At 57.0% G+C, this 18,903-nt stretch carries 15 protein-coding genes; 2 read left to right on the top strand and 13 right to left on the bottom strand.

The window, feature by feature from the left end; all coding sequences use genetic code 11:
* Window positions 1–22: 22 nt before the first annotated feature.
* The 10 genes from deoA to PU624_RS07180 form a co-directional block, all read right to left on the bottom strand.
* Window positions 23–1,351, bottom strand: a complete 1,329-nt coding sequence (gene deoA / locus PU624_RS07225) for a thymidine phosphorylase (RefSeq protein ID WP_283547104.1) — start codon at window positions 1,349–1,351, stop codon at window positions 23–25.
* A 63-nt stretch (window positions 1,352–1,414) separates the two neighbouring features.
* On the bottom strand, window positions 1,415–2,194 hold the full coding sequence (gene deoC / locus PU624_RS07220) for a deoxyribose-phosphate aldolase (RefSeq protein ID WP_283547103.1): 780 nt from the start codon (window positions 2,192–2,194) through the stop codon (window positions 1,415–1,417).
* Window positions 2,195–2,435: 241 nt separating this feature from the next.
* The gene (locus PU624_RS07215) at window positions 2,436–3,233 is read right to left on the bottom strand and encodes a TatD family hydrolase (protein WP_283547102.1); all 798 of its coding nucleotides are present in this window, start codon (window positions 3,231–3,233) and stop codon (window positions 2,436–2,438) included.
* On the bottom strand, window positions 3,230–4,282 hold the full coding sequence (locus PU624_RS07210) for a patatin-like phospholipase family protein (RefSeq protein WP_283547101.1): 1,053 nt from the start codon (window positions 4,280–4,282) through the stop codon (window positions 3,230–3,232). The genes PU624_RS07215 and PU624_RS07210 overlap by 4 nt, the downstream gene beginning before the upstream one ends.
* Before the next feature lie 218 nt (window positions 4,283–4,500).
* Window positions 4,501–4,662 (bottom strand): DUF1328 domain-containing protein, encoded by a 162-nt coding sequence (locus PU624_RS07205; protein WP_003848537.1) that lies wholly within the window; start codon window positions 4,660–4,662, stop codon window positions 4,501–4,503.
* A 96-nt stretch (window positions 4,663–4,758) separates the two neighbouring features.
* Entirely contained in the window at window positions 4,759–5,373 is a 615-nt protein-coding gene (gene osmY, locus PU624_RS07200; RefSeq protein WP_003848532.1) for a molecular chaperone OsmY, read from the bottom strand.
* A 259-nt stretch (window positions 5,374–5,632) separates the two neighbouring features.
* Window positions 5,633–7,219, bottom strand: a complete 1,587-nt coding sequence (gene prfC, locus PU624_RS07195) for a peptide chain release factor 3 (RefSeq protein ID WP_283547100.1) — start codon at window positions 7,217–7,219, stop codon at window positions 5,633–5,635.
* A 293-nt stretch (window positions 7,220–7,512) separates the two neighbouring features.
* Window positions 7,513–8,616 carry a M20 peptidase aminoacylase family protein gene (locus tag PU624_RS07190; protein ID WP_283547099.1) on the bottom strand — a complete coding sequence of 368 codons (1,104 nt, stop codon included), beginning with the start codon at window positions 8,614–8,616 and terminating at the stop codon, window positions 7,513–7,515.
* A 4-nt stretch (window positions 8,617–8,620) separates the two neighbouring features.
* Window positions 8,621–9,091 (bottom strand): YjiG family protein, encoded by a 471-nt coding sequence (locus PU624_RS07185; RefSeq protein WP_266306133.1) that lies wholly within the window; start codon window positions 9,089–9,091, stop codon window positions 8,621–8,623.
* Entirely contained in the window at window positions 9,081–9,749 is a 669-nt protein-coding gene (locus PU624_RS07180) for a nucleoside recognition domain-containing protein (protein ID WP_283547098.1), read from the bottom strand. Before PU624_RS07180 ends, PU624_RS07185 begins: the two co-directional genes overlap by 11 nt.
* Before the next feature lie 488 nt (window positions 9,750–10,237).
* On the opposite strand from PU624_RS07180, the gene ftnA reads away from it, so the two are divergent.
* Complete coding sequence (ftnA, locus tag PU624_RS07175) at window positions 10,238–10,744, top strand: non-heme ferritin (RefSeq protein WP_010248984.1); 507 nt, start codon at window positions 10,238–10,240, stop codon at window positions 10,742–10,744.
* 303 nt (window positions 10,745–11,047) lie between these two features.
* Here ftnA and PU624_RS07170 read toward each other — a convergent pair whose 3' ends face one another.
* Both PU624_RS07170 and PU624_RS07165 read right to left on the bottom strand, forming a co-directional pair.
* The gene (locus PU624_RS07170) at window positions 11,048–13,411 is read right to left on the bottom strand and encodes a glycoside hydrolase family 31 protein (protein ID WP_283547097.1); all 2,364 of its coding nucleotides are present in this window, start codon (window positions 13,409–13,411) and stop codon (window positions 11,048–11,050) included.
* A gap of 10 nt (window positions 13,412–13,421) precedes the next feature.
* Window positions 13,422–14,732, bottom strand: a complete 1,311-nt coding sequence (locus PU624_RS07165; RefSeq protein WP_283547096.1) for an MFS transporter — start codon at window positions 14,730–14,732, stop codon at window positions 13,422–13,424.
* Between the two features lie 223 nt (window positions 14,733–14,955).
* Between PU624_RS07165 and PU624_RS07160 the strand changes: the two genes are divergently transcribed.
* Window positions 14,956–16,020 (top strand): LacI family DNA-binding transcriptional regulator, encoded by a 1,065-nt coding sequence (locus tag PU624_RS07160; RefSeq protein ID WP_283547095.1) that lies wholly within the window; start codon window positions 14,956–14,958, stop codon window positions 16,018–16,020.
* On the opposite strand, the gene PU624_RS07155 is transcribed toward PU624_RS07160, so the two are convergent.
* Entirely contained in the window at window positions 16,017–18,866 is a 2,850-nt protein-coding gene (locus tag PU624_RS07155) for a sensor domain-containing protein (RefSeq protein ID WP_283547094.1), read from the bottom strand. The genes PU624_RS07160 and PU624_RS07155 overlap by 4 nt on opposite strands.
* Window positions 18,867–18,903: the final 37 nt, after the last annotated feature.

The following is an 18,903-nucleotide window of genomic DNA, read 5'->3' as shown; positions in this document are numbered from 1 at the left end:
GCTGGCACCGGTTACTGGTCAGTTAGCTGATATCGCTCACACGGCGATAGACAACCGGCGTCTCAGCCGGGGCGGAATCACCGAGCACCAGCGCGGCTTTGACCGCAGCGGCGGCCTGCTGCCATTTGTCTTCGCTGCTGGCGTGAATCATCGCCAGCGGGCGCTGAGCATCGGCACGTTCGCCCAGGGTGATCATCTCGCTGAAGCCTACGCTGTAGTCGATGCTGTCGCTGGCGCGCTGACGTCCACCGCCCATCGCCACGACCGCCAGACCCAGTGCACGGGTATCCATGCTGCTGACGATGCCAGGCTGGTCGGCATAGACCGGTTTGCTCAGCAATGGCGCGGGCAGATAAGCGTCGTAGCGTTCAACGAAATCAGCCGGTCCCTGCTGGGCAGCGACCATACGACCAAACACCTCAGCGGCCTTGCCGTTATCCAGCACGGTCATCAGCTTCTGACGCGCTTCGGCGTCGCTGGCGGCCAGTTTGCCGGAGATCAGCATTTCGCTGCAGAGCGCCAGTGTCACTTCCAGCAGGCGCGGATTGCGCTGCTCGCCGGTGAGGAAGCGAACCGCTTCACGCACTTCCAGCGCGTTACCGGCTGAAGAGGCGAGAACCTGATTCATGTCCGTCAGCAGTGCGGTGGTCTGGCAGCCTGCGCCATTGGCGACGCCCACAATCGACTGCGCCAGACTCTCTGAGGCTTCATAGGTGGGCATAAACGCACCGGAACCGACTTTGACATCCATCACCAGCGCATCCAGCCCTTCGGCCAGCTTCTTCGCCAGAATCGAGGCGGTGATCAGCGGGATAGAATCGACGGTGGCGGTGATGTCACGCGTGGCGTAGAAGCGCTTATCCGCCGGTGCCAGCGAGCTGGTCTGACCGATAATCGCCACACCGACCTGCTTAATGATGTCGCGGAAGCGGTTATCGCTGGGGTAGATATCGAAGCCTGGAATCGCTTCCAGTTTATCCAGCGTTCCGCCGGTGTGACCCAGACCACGACCGGAGATCATCGGCACATATCCGCCACAGGCGGCGACCATCGGTCCTAACATCAGCGACGTTACATCGCCGACGCCGCCGGTCGAGTGCTTATCCACTACCGGCCCGTTAAGGCCGAGTGACTTCCAGTTAAGCACCGTACCGGAATCACGCATCGCCATAGTCAGCGCGACCCGCTCTGGCAGCGACATATCGTGAAAATAGATGGTCATCGCCAGCGCGGCGATCTGACCTTCCGAGACGGTGTTATCACGCACGCCATTGATGAAGAAGCGAATCTCCTCTTCCGTCAGCGCATGACCGTCACGTTTTTTGCGAATAATTTCTTGTGGCAGGAACAAGGTAGCCCCCTGGTTCAGGGAAAACAGGATGGGGATCAGGCGGTCATTGACCGCCTGAAGGGATCAGTAACCCGCTTTGCTGGTGTCGCTGTCATGACCCAGGGTGTTAAGCAGGCTCGCCAGCAGGCTGGAGGCACCGAAACGGAAATGGCGCGCATCGGCCCAGTCGGCACCCAGCGTCTCTTCCGCCATTTGCAGATAGATCGCAGCATCTTCCGCAGTGCGTACGCCACCCGCAGGTTTAAAGCCGACTTCCTTGCTGACGCCTTTATCACGGATCACGTTCATCATGATCTGCGCGACTTCTGGCGTGGCGTTAACCGGCACTTTACCGGTAGAGGTTTTGATGAAGTCGGCACCGGCATCGATGGCAATTTCAGAGGCCTGACGGATCAGCGCTTCCTGCTTCAGCTCACCGGTTTCGATGATCACTTTCAGCAGCACGTCCGCTTCTGCACAGGCAGTTTTACAGGCTTTCACCAGATCGAAACCGACCTGGCTGTTGCCGGCGATCAGCGCGCGGTACGGGAACACCACGTCCACTTCATCGGCACCGTAGGCGATAGCCGCGCGGGTTTCGGCCAGCGCAATGTCGATGTCGTCATTGCCATGCGGGAAGTTGGTCACCGTAGCGATGCGGATCTCCGGAGTACCCTGCTCGCGCAGCGTTTTACGCGCGATCGGAATAAAACGCGGATAAATACAGATTGCCGCGGTGTTGCCTGCCGGGGATTTAGCCTGATGACACAGGGCGATCACCTTTGCATCGGTGTCGTCGTCATTCAGGGTGGTCAAATCCATCAGTTTCAGGGCGCGCAGGGCAAGGTGTTTGATATCGGTCATGAGGCTCTCCAAAGGATTGGGGTGCAACCCACCGGCTTGCCGGCGGAATGTTATAATAATAACACTCTGAAGCGGCCTGATATGTGCCAGTAGTCACATAGGAATAAGAAAATGATGCAATCGCGTCACATAAATAGTGACTGAACTCTCAGGTTACATGCAATCATGGCGATTATACGCCAGCCGGTGCAATGTTACTATTATCACATTTTAGTGCAAGGGGTGCAGAACAGGAGACCGGTCAGCTGCGTAGCGCCGGGAAAGCGGGATCGAGCTGAAACAGCTGCTGACTGTTGTGCCAAAGCGCATCGGCAATCTCTTCAGGTGACTCTTCCCGCAGGCTGCAGAGCACCTCCCAGACCTGACGCGCCCGTTCCGGACGGTTTGGCTGGCCCTGAAAACCCTGCAGCGGCATATCGGGTGCATCGGTTTCCAGCAGCAGCGATGAGAGCGGCAGCTGCGCGACGGTCTGACGGGTTTTGCTGGCGCGTTCATAGGTAATGGTCCCGCCGACGCCAATTGCATAACCCAGCTTAATAAAGGCCTGCGCCTGTTGCAGGCTGCCAGCGAAACCGTGCACCACGCCACGGCGCGGCAGATCGTGACGACGCAGAATCTGCGCCAGCTTGTCATGGGTCCGGCGCGAATGCAGGATCACCGGCAGTGCATAACGCTTTGCCAGCTTAAGCTGCGCCTCAAGAAAGCGCTGCTGCTTATCAAACTGCGGATCGTCTCGATAGAGATCCAGCCCGATCTCACCGATCGCCACCAGCTTACGGGGCCGCTGTTGCAGTATGGTTTCCAGCTGGTCGAGATGGGCGTCCTGATGATTTTCGATGACGATGGGATGCAGGCCCAGCGCGGCATAGAGCGGCGGATGCGCCACGGCCAGCGCGCAGACCCGCTCAAAGCGGCTGGCATCGACAGCCGGAACGATAATCTTTTCCACGCCCGCTTCCGCAGCGCGCGCCAGGCTGGCGGCAATGTCCCCTTCGAATGGTGGAAAGTCGAAGTGACAGTGCGTGTCGATAAACTTCATGCCAGCGATCCTTTGTCGTAATCCGCATCATTGTCCGCCAGCGGCGGTGTGATGATCAGTCGGGTATCCGGCGCATTGGCAACCGGCGCAGGTGGCGTAACGATACGCGCAGAGATCATCGGTTCCGCATCGCTCAGCCACTGGCCCAGCGTGGCGAGGAAATAGCGACCGCAGCGTCGTCCCAGATGATAATCCTGATTCAGCGCCGCGATGCTGCTGCCCAGCGCACTGCTGGCCAGCACGTGCGGCGGGAAGATTTCAATGATGCGCAAATCATCGGGTGGATTCTCAATAAACTGCTGAATTTCCCGATAGCTCTGCTCATGCTTATTCAGCACGTTGATCATCGGCTGCAGCGCGCCGGTGCTGAGCCAGCGCTCCATCCGTTTAAACCATTTCGGGGTATAGAACATCTGCGACGGCACGGTGCGGATCACCACGATCGTATCGGCCCCGCGTCGCGCGGCTTCACGCACCGGAATTGCATCACTGATGCCGCCATCGTGATAACTGATCCCTTCCAGATTAACGCCCAGCCGGTAAAAACCGGGAATGGCACTGGAGGCTTTGATCAGATCCAGCCAGTTATCCGCGGTGGGATTGAAGTAACCAGGGGTATAGTCGTCGCTGCGGCAGGCGCACATGTAAAACTCGCGACCGCTGGAGAACAGCTGTTCCGCGCTGCTCATCGCCAGCGGAAATTCACTGCGGGTGATATCGACCAGCCAGTCGAGATCAATCAGATTGCCTCCACGCACAAAGCGCAGCGGATCAAAAAAGAGTTTACTGGTGGTGTATCGGGTAATCACACGACGGGCGTAGCCGGGCTGGCCACAGACAAAGGCAGAGAGATTTTGCGCACCGGCAGAGGTGCCGAGCATCAGATGAAAAGGATTAAATCGGGCGCGTTGAAATTCGTCTAATACCCCTGCGGTGAAAATGCCGCGCTGACCGCCGCCTTCACATACCAGGGCAATTTTCTGAGAGTTAAACGGTGTCAGGGCCAGAGGTTCAATGGCGCCGAGTGTGACGGGAATGCGTATACCCACTGTGCGAACCTCAAAAAGGGTTCCGGGTATGCTGGAGGATCGATCCGTTTATGGCGGCAGCATTCCGGAGAACCAGTCATCTATTCCTTTAACCGGCAGCCAGCTTGGCTGGCTTGCCTTGCAGCGATGTGAAGGTGTCCCTCTCTTCACGTCAGTCGCTACAGATGACTGGTCTCCGCTCTATGCTTTGTGTTGCATTAGACTGCAGAACTCATCGGCTAAAGCTTTTTACGGCCGGTAAACAGGCTGATGAGGAACAGGATAATACCAACGACGAAGACAACTTTAGCTGCCCATGCTGCTGTGCCCGCTAAACCGCCAAAACCTAACGCTGCAGCGATCAGTGCGATCACCAGAAAAATAATGCCCCAACGAAACATAAGCCTCTCCTTACCCTATTTAAAATCGACCTGCTTAGTTTATCCCCGGATGGGTGTCTTTTATTCGAGCGGCCACCAGAGTGACCGCTTGAAAGCTTAAGATTTAACCGTCAGGTCATTCTTAACACTTTTCACGCCTTCAATGGCTTTAGCGATGCTTTCTGCACGATCTGACTGTGCCTGATTAGCAACATGCCCTGAAAGCTGAACAACACCGTCGGTAGTCTCAACTTTTACGTTGCGCGACGGAACAATGTCATCTGCTAATAGCTTAGCTTTAATTTCGCTGGTCGTTGCGGCATCACCGGCATAACCTTTCACTGAAGATGATTTGCTGTCTCTGACGTGTAGTTTGTCGCTGACGGATTTAACACCTTCGATTTTCTGCACCACAGCCACAGCCTTTTCAGCCTGATCCTGTGAGGTGACGAAACCGCTTAGGGTCACGACGCCGCTATGCGTTTTTACCGAGATATCCGTGCTTTTAATTGCGTCGTCATCCACCAGAGCAGCTTTAGCTTTGGCGGTGATGCCGCTGTCATCCATATAACCATCGACTTTTTTCATAGAACTATCGATTTTTGAACCCGCGCTGTCGGCTGTCTGTGACGCTTTCTGCGACATTGATTCGTCAGCCAGTGCGCTGCCGCTGATCAGTGCTGAACCAATCATGGCGGCCATCAGGGTTTTAGCAATCTTAGTCTTGTTCATCGATATCTTCCTTCTATCAGTTAACTCACCCAAAAACTGTGGGCGAAACAGAGGCAACAGAGGCCACTGCGTTACAGGACGTAAGGACAAGAGAAGTCTCTTCCGCCGTCCGATAGAATAATCATAGACGGCATTTTGCAATTTGCCTGGCTAACTGGTTGATCACACGTCAAAACAGAAGAAAAACAGGGTTTTTAGGAGGAGTCTGGAAGGGGGAAATCAGGGCCATTCCCAGCTGGAATGGCCCGGAAACAGGCGATTAGTGCTCGCGCGTTTTGCGGAAAGTGACGTCGGGATAACGTTCCTGAGTAATATTCAGATTCACCATAGTCGGCGCGATATAAGTCAAATTATTACCGCCATCGAGCGCCAGGTTAACTTCGTTTTTACGCTGGAAGTCCTCAAACTTTTTCGCGTCGCTGCATTCAACCCAGCGCGCCGTTGAGACGTTAATCGCTTCGTAAATGGCTTCGACGTTATATTCGCTTTTCAGACGTGCCACGACCACATCGAACTGCAGCACACCGACCGCGCCCACGATCAGATCGTTGTTATGCACCGGACGGAACACCTGCACCGCACCCTCTTCCGACAGCTGAACCAGCCCTTTCAGCAGCTGTTTCTGCTTCAGCGGGTCGCGCAGACGAATACGACGGAACAGTTCTGGCGCGAAGTTTGGAATACCGGTGAACTTCATGTTTTCACCCTGGGTAAAGGTGTCGCCAATCTGAATGGTGCCGTGGTTATGCAGACCGATGATATCGCCAGGATAAGCTTCTTCAACGTGTGAACGGTCGCCCGCCATAAAGGTCAGGGCATCGGAGATCACCACATCTTTGCCAGTACGCACCTGACGCAGCTTCATCCCTTTTTCATATTTACCGGACACCACACGCATGAAGGCGACGCGGTCGCGGTGTTTCGGATCCATGTTGGCCTGGATCTTAAACACGAAGCCGGTGAACTTCTCTTCTTGCGCTTCTACCGTACGGGTGTCGGTATCGCGTGGCATCGGACGCGGTGCCCAGGAAACCAGGCCATCCAGCATATGGTCAACGCCAAAGTTACCCAGCGCGGTGCCGAAGAAGACCGGCGACAGTTTGCCGCTCAGGAACGCTTCCTGCTCAAACTCGTGCGATGCGCCCTGCACCAGCTCCAGCTCTTCACGCAGCTGTGCCGCCAGATCTTCACCCACTGCGGTGTCGAGATCCGGGTTGTTCAGGCCCTTCACGATGCGGACTTCCTGAATGGTGTGGCCTTTACCGGTCTGGTAGAGATAGGTCTCATCTTTATAGAGATGATAAACGCCTTTGAACAGCTTGCCGCAGCCGATAGGCCAGGTGATCGGTGCGCAGGCAATTTTCAGCTCGCTTTCCACCTCATCCAGCACTTCCATCGGATCGCGGATGTCACGGTCAAGTTTGTTCATAAAGGTCAGGATCGGCGTATCGCGCAGACGGGTTACTTCCATCAGCTTACGGGTACGATCCTCGACGCCTTTCGCGGCGTCGATCACCATCAGACAGCAGTCGACCGCAGTCAGCGTACGGTAGGTATCTTCCGAGAAGTCTTCGTGACCTGGGGTATCCAGCAGGTTCACCAGGCTATCACGGTAAGGGAACTGCATCACAGAGGTGGTAATGGAGATACCACGCTGCTTCTCCATCTCCATCCAGTCCGATTTGGCGTGCTGGTTAGAGCCACGGCCTTTTACCGTACCGGCGGTCTGGATTGCCTGTCCGAACAGCAACACTTTTTCGGTAATGGTGGTTTTACCGGCATCCGGGTGCGAAATGATCGCGAAGGTGCGGCGGCGTGCCACCTCTTCTAAAAAGGGATTAGACATGGAATTCTTCTCAATAGGCAGCGCAACGTACTGGCGCTGCTGATAAATCACGGTGGCCGGCAGAACCTTACCGGCGGGTAAACGGTGCCAAAAACGATCATTGATCGCTGGCGGGTCAGCGCGAAGTTACATTGGCGTGAAGTCCGGTTACCTGGTCAGCTTTAAGGCGGCATAGCATACAATATTTTGCGCGCGCGGCCTACAGGGAGAGGGGCAGGATTTCCTGGGCGGAGAATCGGAGAACGGTTAATGCCGCAACAGGGCGGGACGGATCGGCATCCGTCCCGCCGCCCTTATCCCAGCACCTTTCTGACACAGGCTTTGAAGATCTGCACGCCGATGTCCAGCGAGCTGAGATCAAAACGCATATCGGGATGATGCAGCCCTGGCGTCAGGTTGGTGCCCAGCCCCCAGAAGCCCGCTTTTACTCCCGGACGCTTCACCGGATAGTAGAAAAAGTCCTCGCTGCCTGGCGTGGTTCGGGTCGACAGCGCGCCCTCTTCACCCAGCACCTCGACGATCGCAGCACGGATTACCGCCGTCGCCTCATCATCAATCTCGGCAGCGGGCATCTCTTTCAGCACACGCACCTCAGCGGTGGCACCCAGTGCGGCCACGCTCTGCGTAATGGCACGCGTGACCTGCTCTTTCAGCAGCGTCATCGGCCCGTTTTCCTGCGAACGCAGATCCCACACCACGCGGGCTTCATCCGGCACCGAGTTGGTGACACCCGCATCGCACAGGAAGCGGGTCGCTTTAACGCTCCAGGTCAGACCCGGCGAAAGATGAATAGCGTTGACGGCCTGAACTGCCTGCACGGCGGCATCCAGCGCGTTTACGCCCAGATGCGGACGCGCCGCATGAGCAGGCTGGCCTTTGATAGTCGCTTCCAGCGTGCTGCAGGCGGAGTAGAGCACCGCAGGCACCGCCTGCCCCACCACGCACTCCTCCAGCGGACGCAGATGGAAGCCCAGAATCATCTCCACATCATCCAGAGCGCCACCTTCGATCATCGAGAGCGCACCGGCACCCAGCTCCTCAGCGGGCTGGAACAGGATCTTCAGTCGGCCACGTTTCACCGTGCCCTCCTGCAGCAGCGCCGTCGCCGCCGTCAGCACGACCGAAGAGTGACCGTCGTGACCACAGGTGTGACGCGCACACGGCACGCCATCGATGATGTGCCCCAGCGCATCCATATCCGCACGCAGCGCCAGCACCGGCCCCGGTACCCCGCTGTCTATCTCCGCCACAATGCCGGTCGTGTTATTGATGTTACGCGTCACCTTCAGGCCCGCTTTCTCCAGCTGGTCTGCGATGTAGGCCGAGGTTTTCACCTCCTGAAAACCCAGTTCCGGAATTTCGTGCAGATAGTGGTAATGCTCTAATACCTTAGACACAGCGTTACTCCTGAATAAACAGACGCATAACAGACATTGCGATCAGCGCATTGATGATGCTCACCAGCATCAGCAGCGGCCAGTATTTTTTGGGCACATCGGCTACGCCCAGCAGCCGTCCCATGTATTGCAGTTGCGATCCCATCAGGAAAATCGCCGGCGCCAGAATAGTGATATCCGCGCCGGTCAGCAGTCCCTTTGTCAGCAGGCTGACCGCTACGCCGGTGCCCGCCGACGATGAGAGCCAGGCGGTAAGCAGTACAGTGATTGCCTCCCCCGGCAGGCCAAACAGCCCCATCACCGGCGCAAAGACATGCCCGAGAAACTGCATAATGCCGAGCAGGTTCAGCACTTCTGCCAGCACATAGGCCATCACTACATTCGGCATGAGGTTGTGAATGGCGATATGAAAGCCCTTACGCGCGCCGGTCACAAACACATCGAACGGATTACTGCTTACGGATTTATTTTCCATCGGCGAAATCCTTCTTATAAACACTGTTTAACACAGCGCGTGTTATCGCCGCACCGACAAATTTCAGAACGAACATTAATAACAGCGGAATAATAATTGGCAGGGTCATGGAGGCGAACAGCGCAGAACCGATGGCGAAATAATTATTGATTAATCCGGCACCGGAATATTGCCAGGCGCTCATTACCACCACCTCTTTTTTGCTGATCTGTTTCTGGTCAGCCATCTCTTTGGTTAATGCCGCGCCCGCATCGGTGCTTTGCAGGTCGGTGATTAACGCCAGACCGCAATGGCCCGGCAGCCCCATCAGCGGCTTAAGTAGCGGGGTCAGCAAACGGTGTGCCGCGCGAATCGCGCCATAGTGGGTGAAGATTTCCAGCACGCCCAGCGCCAGCATCACCGTAGGCGTCAGCGACAGCGCAAACAGGAAACCCGCTTTGGCGCTGAGTCCGCCTGCGCCCAGAAAGGTGTTACTGGCGGGATCTTTCATCGTGCCAAAGCTGCCGCCCAGAGTGGTGAAGTCAAAGGCACCCAGCCATTTCAACCCCTCGACGTTATAAAACAGTCCTGAGAAAAACAGGATGGCAAAAATTAGCGCGACATAACTGCCTTTAGTCGCCGTCATTTTTACCGGATTAACCACACTCTCTTCTGACATTTCTTTCTCCTGATAAGCTGCCTTGCCGCAAATTCCCTGGCGAAGCAAATTTCAATTTAGGGAAGTATGTTTTAAGCAGGATTTATGCCAGAGCAGAACAGAGCGCGATGATTATGTCGCGTCTTCCGCTATTAAACGTTTAATCCACGCCAGCAGTCGGTTACCCGTCCGGATAATATGTTCAGACCTCAGAGTGATATTTTCGCGACGTCATCAGATTGCGGGTATTTCACCTGCATCAGCGACGGTTGCACCAGCAGGACCACGACCGCCCGCACTATCATGGTGCTGATTACCCTGAATTTATTGCCCGGTAACCTGTGATACAAAATGAGAATTGGTCGCATTCAATTTCCGAAATAATTCTATTTAAATCAATCAGATAAATTGGCTGATTTTGGCGAAAAGGCTTCACTTTACTAACATGTTTGATGCATAATTCACCGACTATACATCTGTATTTAACATCTTCTTAAAAGGACTCGGCCATGCTGACTGCTGAAATGACTGGGCGTTTAAACGACCAGCTGAACCTGGAATTTTTCTCTGCCAATCTTTATCTGCAAATGAGCGCCTGGTGCAGCGACAAAGGCTTTGAGGGTGCCGCTTCCTTCCTGAAGATGCATTCACGCGAAGAGATGCAGCATATGCAGCGTCTGTTTGACTACCTGAGCGATACCGGCGGCATGCCGGTACTGGGCACCATCGCTGCGCCACCAGTTTCTTTCACCTCGCTGAATGAAATCCTGCAGCAGGCGCTGGAGCATGAGCAGCTGATCACCAGCAAAATCAACGAGCTGGCGCACGCCGCCATGACTTCTCAGGATTACTCTACCTTCAACTTCCTGCAGTGGTATGTTGCCGAGCAGCACGAAGAAGAGAAGCTGTTCAAAACCGTGCTGGATAAACTGGCTCTGGTCAGCAACAGCGGCAACGGTCTGTTCCTGGTCGATAAAGATCTGGGCCGCATGAGCACCGAGAACCACGCAGAATAATATCTTTTGCGACCAATGAGGTATAAGACCTGGTCGCTGTGAGATCGTGCCTTCACAGGGAACAGGGTCAGATCGGAAAGACGCAAAAGCCGCCATCCCTGGCATGCTCGGCCCGCGCGATTACGCACCTCATCCCTGAGGTGCGCCCGTAAACGGGCCAACGCTTTACGTTGTTCAAAAACGCTCCCGGCGTTTTTGTCCATGGCGCGGGACGCTTTCCTCCTCTGCCCCTGTTCCCTGCTCAATGAACTTAAGCGTTGCTGCCCAAAACCTGATTGATTAGGCTTTGCCACCACGCTACCGCTATTCCAGCCGGTAACTCGCCGCTTTCTCGCCGTTCACCCACAGCTCACGACGTTCACCCGCAGGCAGTAACAGCGCGATCTCGCGCCAGGCGGGCTGATAATCGCCGCGTTTTTCCACGGTCAGCTCAATGCGTGTGGCGCTGCTGCACAGCGTCCAGCTCAGCCACAGCGCATTGCCCTGCTGCCAGCCATGGCTCTCACCATCGTCGTCAAACATTTCGCCCTGAGTGGTTACGCCTTCCGGTGCCGGCCACACCTGCCACTGCCGTACCGTGTCGCGCCGCGCATCGGTTGTGGTTTCACACTCGCCCAGCGGGATGATCGCACCAGCCCGCACCAGCAATGGCAGCCGATCCAGCGGCGCATCCAGCGTGATGGTCTCGCCGCCCGCAAATGCCTTGCCGCTGTGCCAGTCATACCAGCCGCCCAGGTTACGTGGCAGATAAACTTCACGGCTGCGCGCACCCTGCTCCACGACGCTGGCGACCAGCAAATCGCGTCCCAGCATAAAATCATCGCACTCCTGATACGTCTGCGGATCCTGCTCATGATCGAGGAAGGTCGGACGCAGCATCGGCTCATCGTCTGTGGTAGCCTGCCACGCCAGGTTATAGAGGTAAGGCATCAGACGATAACGCAGGCGGATCGCTTCGCGGATCATCGGTGTCACTTCCGGATACATCCACGGCTCGTTCACGGTGTGATCGTCATTCCACGAGTGGATGGTAAAGCGCGGATGCATCACGCCATTCTGAACCCAGCGCACAAACAGTTCGGCATCCGGCTTGTCGCCTGAGAAGCCGCCGACATCATGCCCGACGTTAAACAGCCCGGACAGGCTCATCCCCAGCCCCATGCGGATGTTGTAACGCAGGGTCTGCCAGCTGGTGCGGTTATCGCCGCTCCAGGTCTGCACATAGCGCTGCATCCCGGCACAGCCAGAACGGGAAATCAGATAAGGACGCTTGTCGGGAGCAAACTGCTGCTGCGCTTCCATCGAGGCACGCATCATCAGCAAGGGCATCACCGGCCGGATATGCTTGATGGCGATCGGCTGACCAAAACCATGACAGCGCGCTTCGCCATCCCACACCTCATATTCGTTGTTATCGTTCCAGGTAGAATCAATGCCCTTCTCCAGCAGCTGCTGCGTGACATTCTCCTGCCACCAGCGCACCGCCTGCGGATGGGTGAAATCAAGGTGCGATCCCTCATCATCCCAGAACACCGAACGCTCGGGGCGATCCTGCTCAGAGTCACGGATAAACAGCCCCTGTGACGCGACTTCCTGATAGCGCGGATGATCCTGCAGCAGACAGGGCTTGATGTTGGCCGCCAGCTTCATTCCGGCAGTATGAAACGCATCGCTCAGCGCATTGGGATTCGGGACTTTGTCGTAGTTCCAGTTGAAGACGTAGCGCTTGTTATTAATCGAGGTGTAACCGGATGAAAGCTGGAACGAGTCGCAGGGAATTTCATGCTCGCGACACAGGCGGATAAAGGATTGCAGCTGCTGCTGTGCGTCCGGCGCGTCGGTGTAGTGCATGGTAGAACCGCTGTACCCCAGGCTCCACTTCGGCTGAAACAGCGTCTGTCCGGTCAGGCGCACAAAGGCTTTAGTGACGTCGAGCAGCGTCGGGCCGAGCATCATGTAGTAATCGAGATCGCCCGCCTCGGCGCGGTAACGGCGATAAGGCAGATGGTAGTTATCCAGCTCATTCCCCAGATCGAGCCAGCTGCTGCTGAGGTTGTCATAGAACAGGCCGAAGCTGACGCCATCGCGCTGCGTCAGGGTAAACGGAATATGTTTATAGAGCGGATCGGTGCTGGCGGCGTTATAGCCCATGGCGTCGAGATTACGCATCTCAAAACGGCGGTTAACGCGGTTCAGGTCGCCGCTCTTCTCGCCCAGGCCATACACCCGATCCTGCGGCTGGCGACGCTGATAGTGCTCGACCCCGTCGCCATGCGCATTCAGCAGATAGGCACCGGTGTGACGATCGGCGGTCAGCGGCTGCCAGCTCTCACCATCAAACTGCTCCCAGCTCAGGCAGAGCGGCTGATGCACGGTGACGCGCAGCTGTTGCGTGCTGATGCGCAGCTGCTGCGCATCGTGCTCCACCTGAAACGCGGGCAGCGTAAAGCCATCCAGCGCCTCGCGGTCACGTCCCTCCCAGGGCACATCAGTCTCAGGCGCAATGCTCCAGGTGCGGTTCAGTGCCAGCTCACCGTCGCGCTTCAGCAGCACGCGCATCAGCTTCTCTTCCAGCACGTAAAGCCGCAGGAAATGACGATCGTCGACCTTGAGTTCGACAAAGTGATCGGCCTGCTGATGCAGCGTCCAGTTCTTCAGGGTTTTCATCGCGATATCCTTATGGGTTAGCAGGGCGCTGGCGGCGTTCGGCGATCAGCATCACCAGGAAAACGGCACCAATCAGGTCAAAGAAGCCCATCGCCACAAACAGCGGATTAAAGCCGATGGTATCGGCGGTAACACCGATAATCAGCGAGAAGATAAAGCTGGCGATCCAGGCGCAGGAGCCGCGCATGCCGTTGACGGTGGCCATCTGGCGGCGATCAAAACGCTCTACCACCAGCGCGCTGAGCATGCAGGAGATCACCTGATGACCGAAGCCACCGACGGAGATCAGGGCGATAGCCAGCCAGGGATCTTTCACCAGCGTCATCAGCGCCAGCGAAACCATCAGCAATGCACCGGTCACCGAACTGGCGACAATGGAGTTCACGCGGGTCATGCCAAACCAGCGCACATAGATTTTAGTGAGATAGCCGCTGGCGACGCTGCCGAGGTCGGCGGCCAGGAAGGGCAGCCAGGCGAACATCACGATCTGCTTGAGATCCATGCCGCGCTCATTGGCAAGATAAAGCGGAACCCAGAAGCTCAGTACCGCCCAGGCCGGTTCGGCCAGAAACGCAGGGATAGCGATGCCGTAGAATTTCTTCTCTTTACCGATCACTTTCAGCGCGGTGAAGAACGGCAGTTTTTCACCGATCGCCTCATTGTCCTGATTAATAAAGGCACGCTCTTCATCAGAGAGACGAGGATGACTCTCCGGCGAGTGATAGCCCCACCACCAGAGACTCACCCACAGCAGGCCCAGGCCGCCGGTCAGCAGGAAAGCCCCCTGCCAGCCAAAGGTAATGTGCGCGACATAGATAATTGGCGGCGCCAGCATGGCACCGATCGAAAAACCGACGCCCGCCCAGCCCGCAGCGACCGGACGCTCCTTTTTCGGAAACCAGTCACCGATCGCTTTGGCGTTAGCCGGCGTGGCCGCCGCTTCGGATGCCCCCATCACAAAACGCAGCAGCGCCAGATGCAGCCAGCTTCCTGCGCCCGCGTGCAGCAGACAGGTTACCGACCAGATCAACGCGCAGATCAGGAAGCCCATCTTCAGTCCGATGACATCGATCAGCCAGCCACAGAGGGGCTGAAACAGGGTGTAGGCCAGCTGAAACGCAGCGACCACCCAGGAGTACTGCTCGGTACTCATATGCAGGCTGTTTTTCAGTTCCGGTGCCAGAATGCCGAGCGAGTTGCGGGTGATGTAGTTGACGGTTACACCCAGCAGGAACATGCCCAGCATCCACCAGCGTAAATTTTTAATCACGCGCACCGTGCGTGACGCACTGATGGGTTTTGTTGTTGATTCGAGGCTCATTGTGCCACTCCTGATTGCCATTGATGACGCACACCGCCAGCTGGCGTACCGCGTGTCCTTTTCACGAACTTAGAAAAGTGCGAAACGTGGGTACAGCCACTTTTTTGCAACTGTTTTCATGGCAGGCTGGATCCCGGCAAAAAAAGTCTCTGAAACGCTTATCTGACGCGATTCAGCAGGCCATGAAAAATTTTTCATCAGCAGATTTGAAGGCGATCACAGAATGAAACAAAGGCTGAAAGTGGGTGAAATTGCGGCACTGAGCGGGGTCTCGATCAGCACGGTGTCTCGCGTGCTGGCGGGTAAAGCCAATACCCGGCCCGCGACCCGGGACAAAGTGCTGGCCGTGGCGCAGCAGCAGGGCGTGCTGGACAACCTGCACAGCGGTCGCCTGCTGCTGAATAACCTGATGGTCTTTGCCCCACCCCGCGCCTTCGATGTGCGCAGTGACATCTTCTACTACAAGGTGATTCAGGGGATCAGCCAGGCGGTGGAGCCGCATGAGGTACGGCTGCGCTACTGCCCGCTGGAAGAGGTGGAAAGTGATGCCACGCTGTTTATCGATAAGATGCAGCAGACCGAAGCGGCGCTGCTGATTGGCATTGATGATGAGCATATTCATCAGCTGGCGGCGGAGATGAACAAACCCTGCGTGCTGATTAACGCTCGCGATCGGCGTATGCGCCTGCCGTCGGTCTCGCCGCATCATCAGCTGATTGGCGAATTTTCAGCGCGCTATCTGTTTGAGCAGGGACACCGGCAGATCCTGTCGCTGCACTGCCTGCGCCGCTACACCATGGAGCAGCGTCTGCAGGGCGTCCGCGACGCCTGGCACGCCATGAATCTGCGCTTTGACAGCCGCCAGCATCTGCTGACCCTGAACAGCTTCAGCAGCAATGAGGCAGCAGAGCGGCTGGGTGAATATCTGCGCCACTGCCCGGACGCGCTGCGCCCGACCGCGATTCTCGCCAGCGGGGATTACATTGCCGCCGGTGCCGTCACGGCACTGGAGCAGGCTGGCCTGCGGGTGCCGCAGGATATCTCGGTGATGAGCATGGACGGGTTCAATCTGGCCGCTATCCACGATATTCCGCTGACGTCGGTGCAGGTGCCACGTGATGAGCTGGGCGCTGCGGCAGTGAGAATGCTGCAGGAGATGCGGCTCAATCCCGGCACACCCACCGGCAGCCTGCTGCTGAATGGCAGGCTGGTGGTGCGTGAGTCGGTGCGCCGCATCCGCGATAATCTCAGCCATGCGCCGGTGCAGCAGCATGGCCTTTATGATTAATCCAGCGTTTTCAGCCGCAGTTCCGACGGCTGAGGCCGTCCGAACAGGAAGCCCTGGAACAGCGTACAGCCCTCATCGCGCAGCTTAGCGAACTGCTCATCGCTCTCTACGCCTTCGGCGGTAATCTGGATATCCAGACTGCGGCTCATGCCGGTAATGGCGCGGATAATCGCCAGCGCCTCGCGGCTATCGCCCATATCGTTGATAAAGGATTTGTCGATTTTGATTTTGTCGAACGGGAACGATCGCAGATAGCTCAGCGATGAATAGCCGGTGCCGAAATCATCCAGCGCAATCTGCACGCCCAGCGCCTTGAGGTTTTGCAGGGTACGGATATTCCCCAGCGAATCATCCAGCAGCACCGATTCAGTGATCTCAACTTCCAGCCGCGCCGGATCGAGACCCGACTCTTTCAGCGCGCCTTCGACCACCGGCACCAGCGAGCTGTTTTTAAACTGCAGCGGTGAGAGGTTGACCGAAACTGACTGCACCCCTTCCCAGCTCGCCGCCTCACGACAGGCTTCGTAGAGGGCAAACGCACCCAGCATATGAATCAGGCCGGTCTCTTCCGCAATCGGGATGAAGTCGTTGGGCATGATCAAGCCACGGATCGGATGATGCCAGCGCATCAGCGCCTCGTAGCCGATAATCGTGCGGTGATCGCCGTTGGTGATGGGCTGATAGTAAAGCCGCAGATGCCCGCCACTGATCGCATCGCGCAGATCGTTTTCAATCAGGCGACGGCTGCGCGCCACATCGTCCATCTCCAGCGTGAAGTGCTCATAGCGGTTGCGACCGTTGCGCTTGGCTTCATACAGCGCCATGTCCGCACAGCGCAGCAGCTGCTCCGGCGTATTAGTGATCGTCGTACTGAGTGCAATACCCACGCTCAGCCCGACCGACAGATTATGGCCTTCGATATTAACCGGCGGACGGATCGCCTCGATCAGGCGCTGCGCGACCGCACTCGCCTCATCACTGTTCGCCACCGAAGGCAGCACGATGGCGAACTCATCGCCCCCGATACGCGCCAGCGTATCCTGGTCGCGTAGCGCGTTGCGCAGACGCTTTGCCACGCTACGCAGCAGCTCATCACCAATCTGGTGACCCAGCGCATCGTTCACATTTTTGAAGTTATCAAGGTCGAGGCAGAGCGCGGCGGTCTGACGCTGTGCCTGACCGGCGCTGCGTAAGGCTTCGCTCAGACGCTGGCGGAACAGCATGCGGTTCGGCAGGCTGGTGAGGTTGTCGTGGTGCGCCATATGGTGAATACGGGCATCGGCGGCGCGCTGTTCGGTGACATCTTCCACCAGCAGCATCAGATAGTTACGGCGCGCATCCTGGCCATTAATCGCGGTCGCACGGGTATGCAGAATGCGTTCGCCGCTGGCCGTCATCAGCAGCTGTTCGCGCTCATGCATGCCTTCACTGCGCAGCGCCACATCTGCCAGATTATTGAAGTAGTCGCTGAGTTCAGGCGACATGCATTCGTGCGGGCGCTTGTTGACGATCAGCGATTTCGACAGGCCGAACAGCTGCTGGGTGCGATCGTTAACCAGCAGGATCTCGCGGGTGATCGCATCTTCCACAATCACGCAGGAGGGGATATTGGCGATGATGTTATCGAGGAATTTTGAGAGCGCGGTTTTCTGGGTGCTCTGCGCTTCGGCCAGATCGCGGGCGCGCAGTATCTGCTGCTCCTGCTCACGGCGTTCCGTGCGGTCACGGGTGATCTTGGCGAAGCCGACCAGCTTACCGTCATCATCGTGGATGGCGTCGATCACCACATGCGCCCAGAAGGCGCTGCCATCTTTGCGGTAGCGCCAGCCCTCATCCTCAAAGCGGCCGGTTTTCAGCGCAATTCCGAGGTTGGCTTCCGGCGTCCGGTTCAGCCGCTCCTGGGAACTGTAGAACAGTGAGAAGTGCTGACCGACCACTTCTTCCGCTTTGTAACCTTTGGCGCGCTGGGCACCGGCGTTCCAGTTCACCACCACGCCGTCAACGTCGAGCATATAGATGGCGTAATCGGTGACGCCCTCGACCAGCAGACGGAAACGCTGCTCCTGCTCCCGTTGCTCACTGCGGATGCGCTGCTGTTCGGTGCAGTCGCGGGTGATTTTGGCATAGCCCAGCAGCTTGCCCTGATCGTCGCGGATCGTGTCGATCACCACATGCGCCCAGAAGGCGCTGCCATCTTTACGATAGCGCCAACCCTCATCTTCAAAACGGCCGGTGCGATACGCGGTTTGCAGGTTCTGCTCCGGCACATGATTCAGCCGATCCTGGGCGCTGTAGAAACGGGAGAAATGCTGACCGACGATCTCTTCCGCCACATAGCCTTTGGCGCGCTGCGCGCCAGCGTTCCAGTTCACTACGTTGCCGTCATGATCGAGCATATAGATGGCGTAATCGGTAACGCCTTCCACCAGCAGACGGAAGCGCGACTCCTGCTCCCGCTCTTTCTGCTGCTGCTCCTGCTGCCGGGTACAGTCACGGCAGATCGCCGCGAATCCCACCAGCTGGGCTGCCTCATTGCGGATCGGATAGATCACCACATGCGCCCAGAACGTGCTGCCATCTTTACGACAGCGCCAGCCTTCGGTTTCATACCGTCCCACGGTCGCTGCAATATCGAGTTCGCGCTGCAGCTGACCGCGACGGCGGTCCTCTTCGTTGTAGAAAAGGGTGGCATGCTGACCAATAATTTCGTCGGGCCTGTAACCCAGGACGTGGAGGCCTCCGCCGTTCCAGCTGGCGACGGTTCCGTCCGGTTTAAGCATGGTGATCGCATAATCGATCACGCTTTGTACCAGCATGCGATAGATGACATCAGAGTTATTATCCATTGTTATTTGCCTGCTGCTCGGTAGCCGGGTAATGGCT

The organism is Pantoea sp. Lij88 (assembly GCF_030062155.1).
In the GTDB taxonomy this organism is placed as follows: domain Bacteria; phylum Pseudomonadota; class Gammaproteobacteria; order Enterobacterales; family Enterobacteriaceae; genus Pantoea.
The sequence above is the reverse complement of the archived record's forward strand: the minus strand, read 5'-3'. Positions and strand labels throughout refer to the sequence as shown.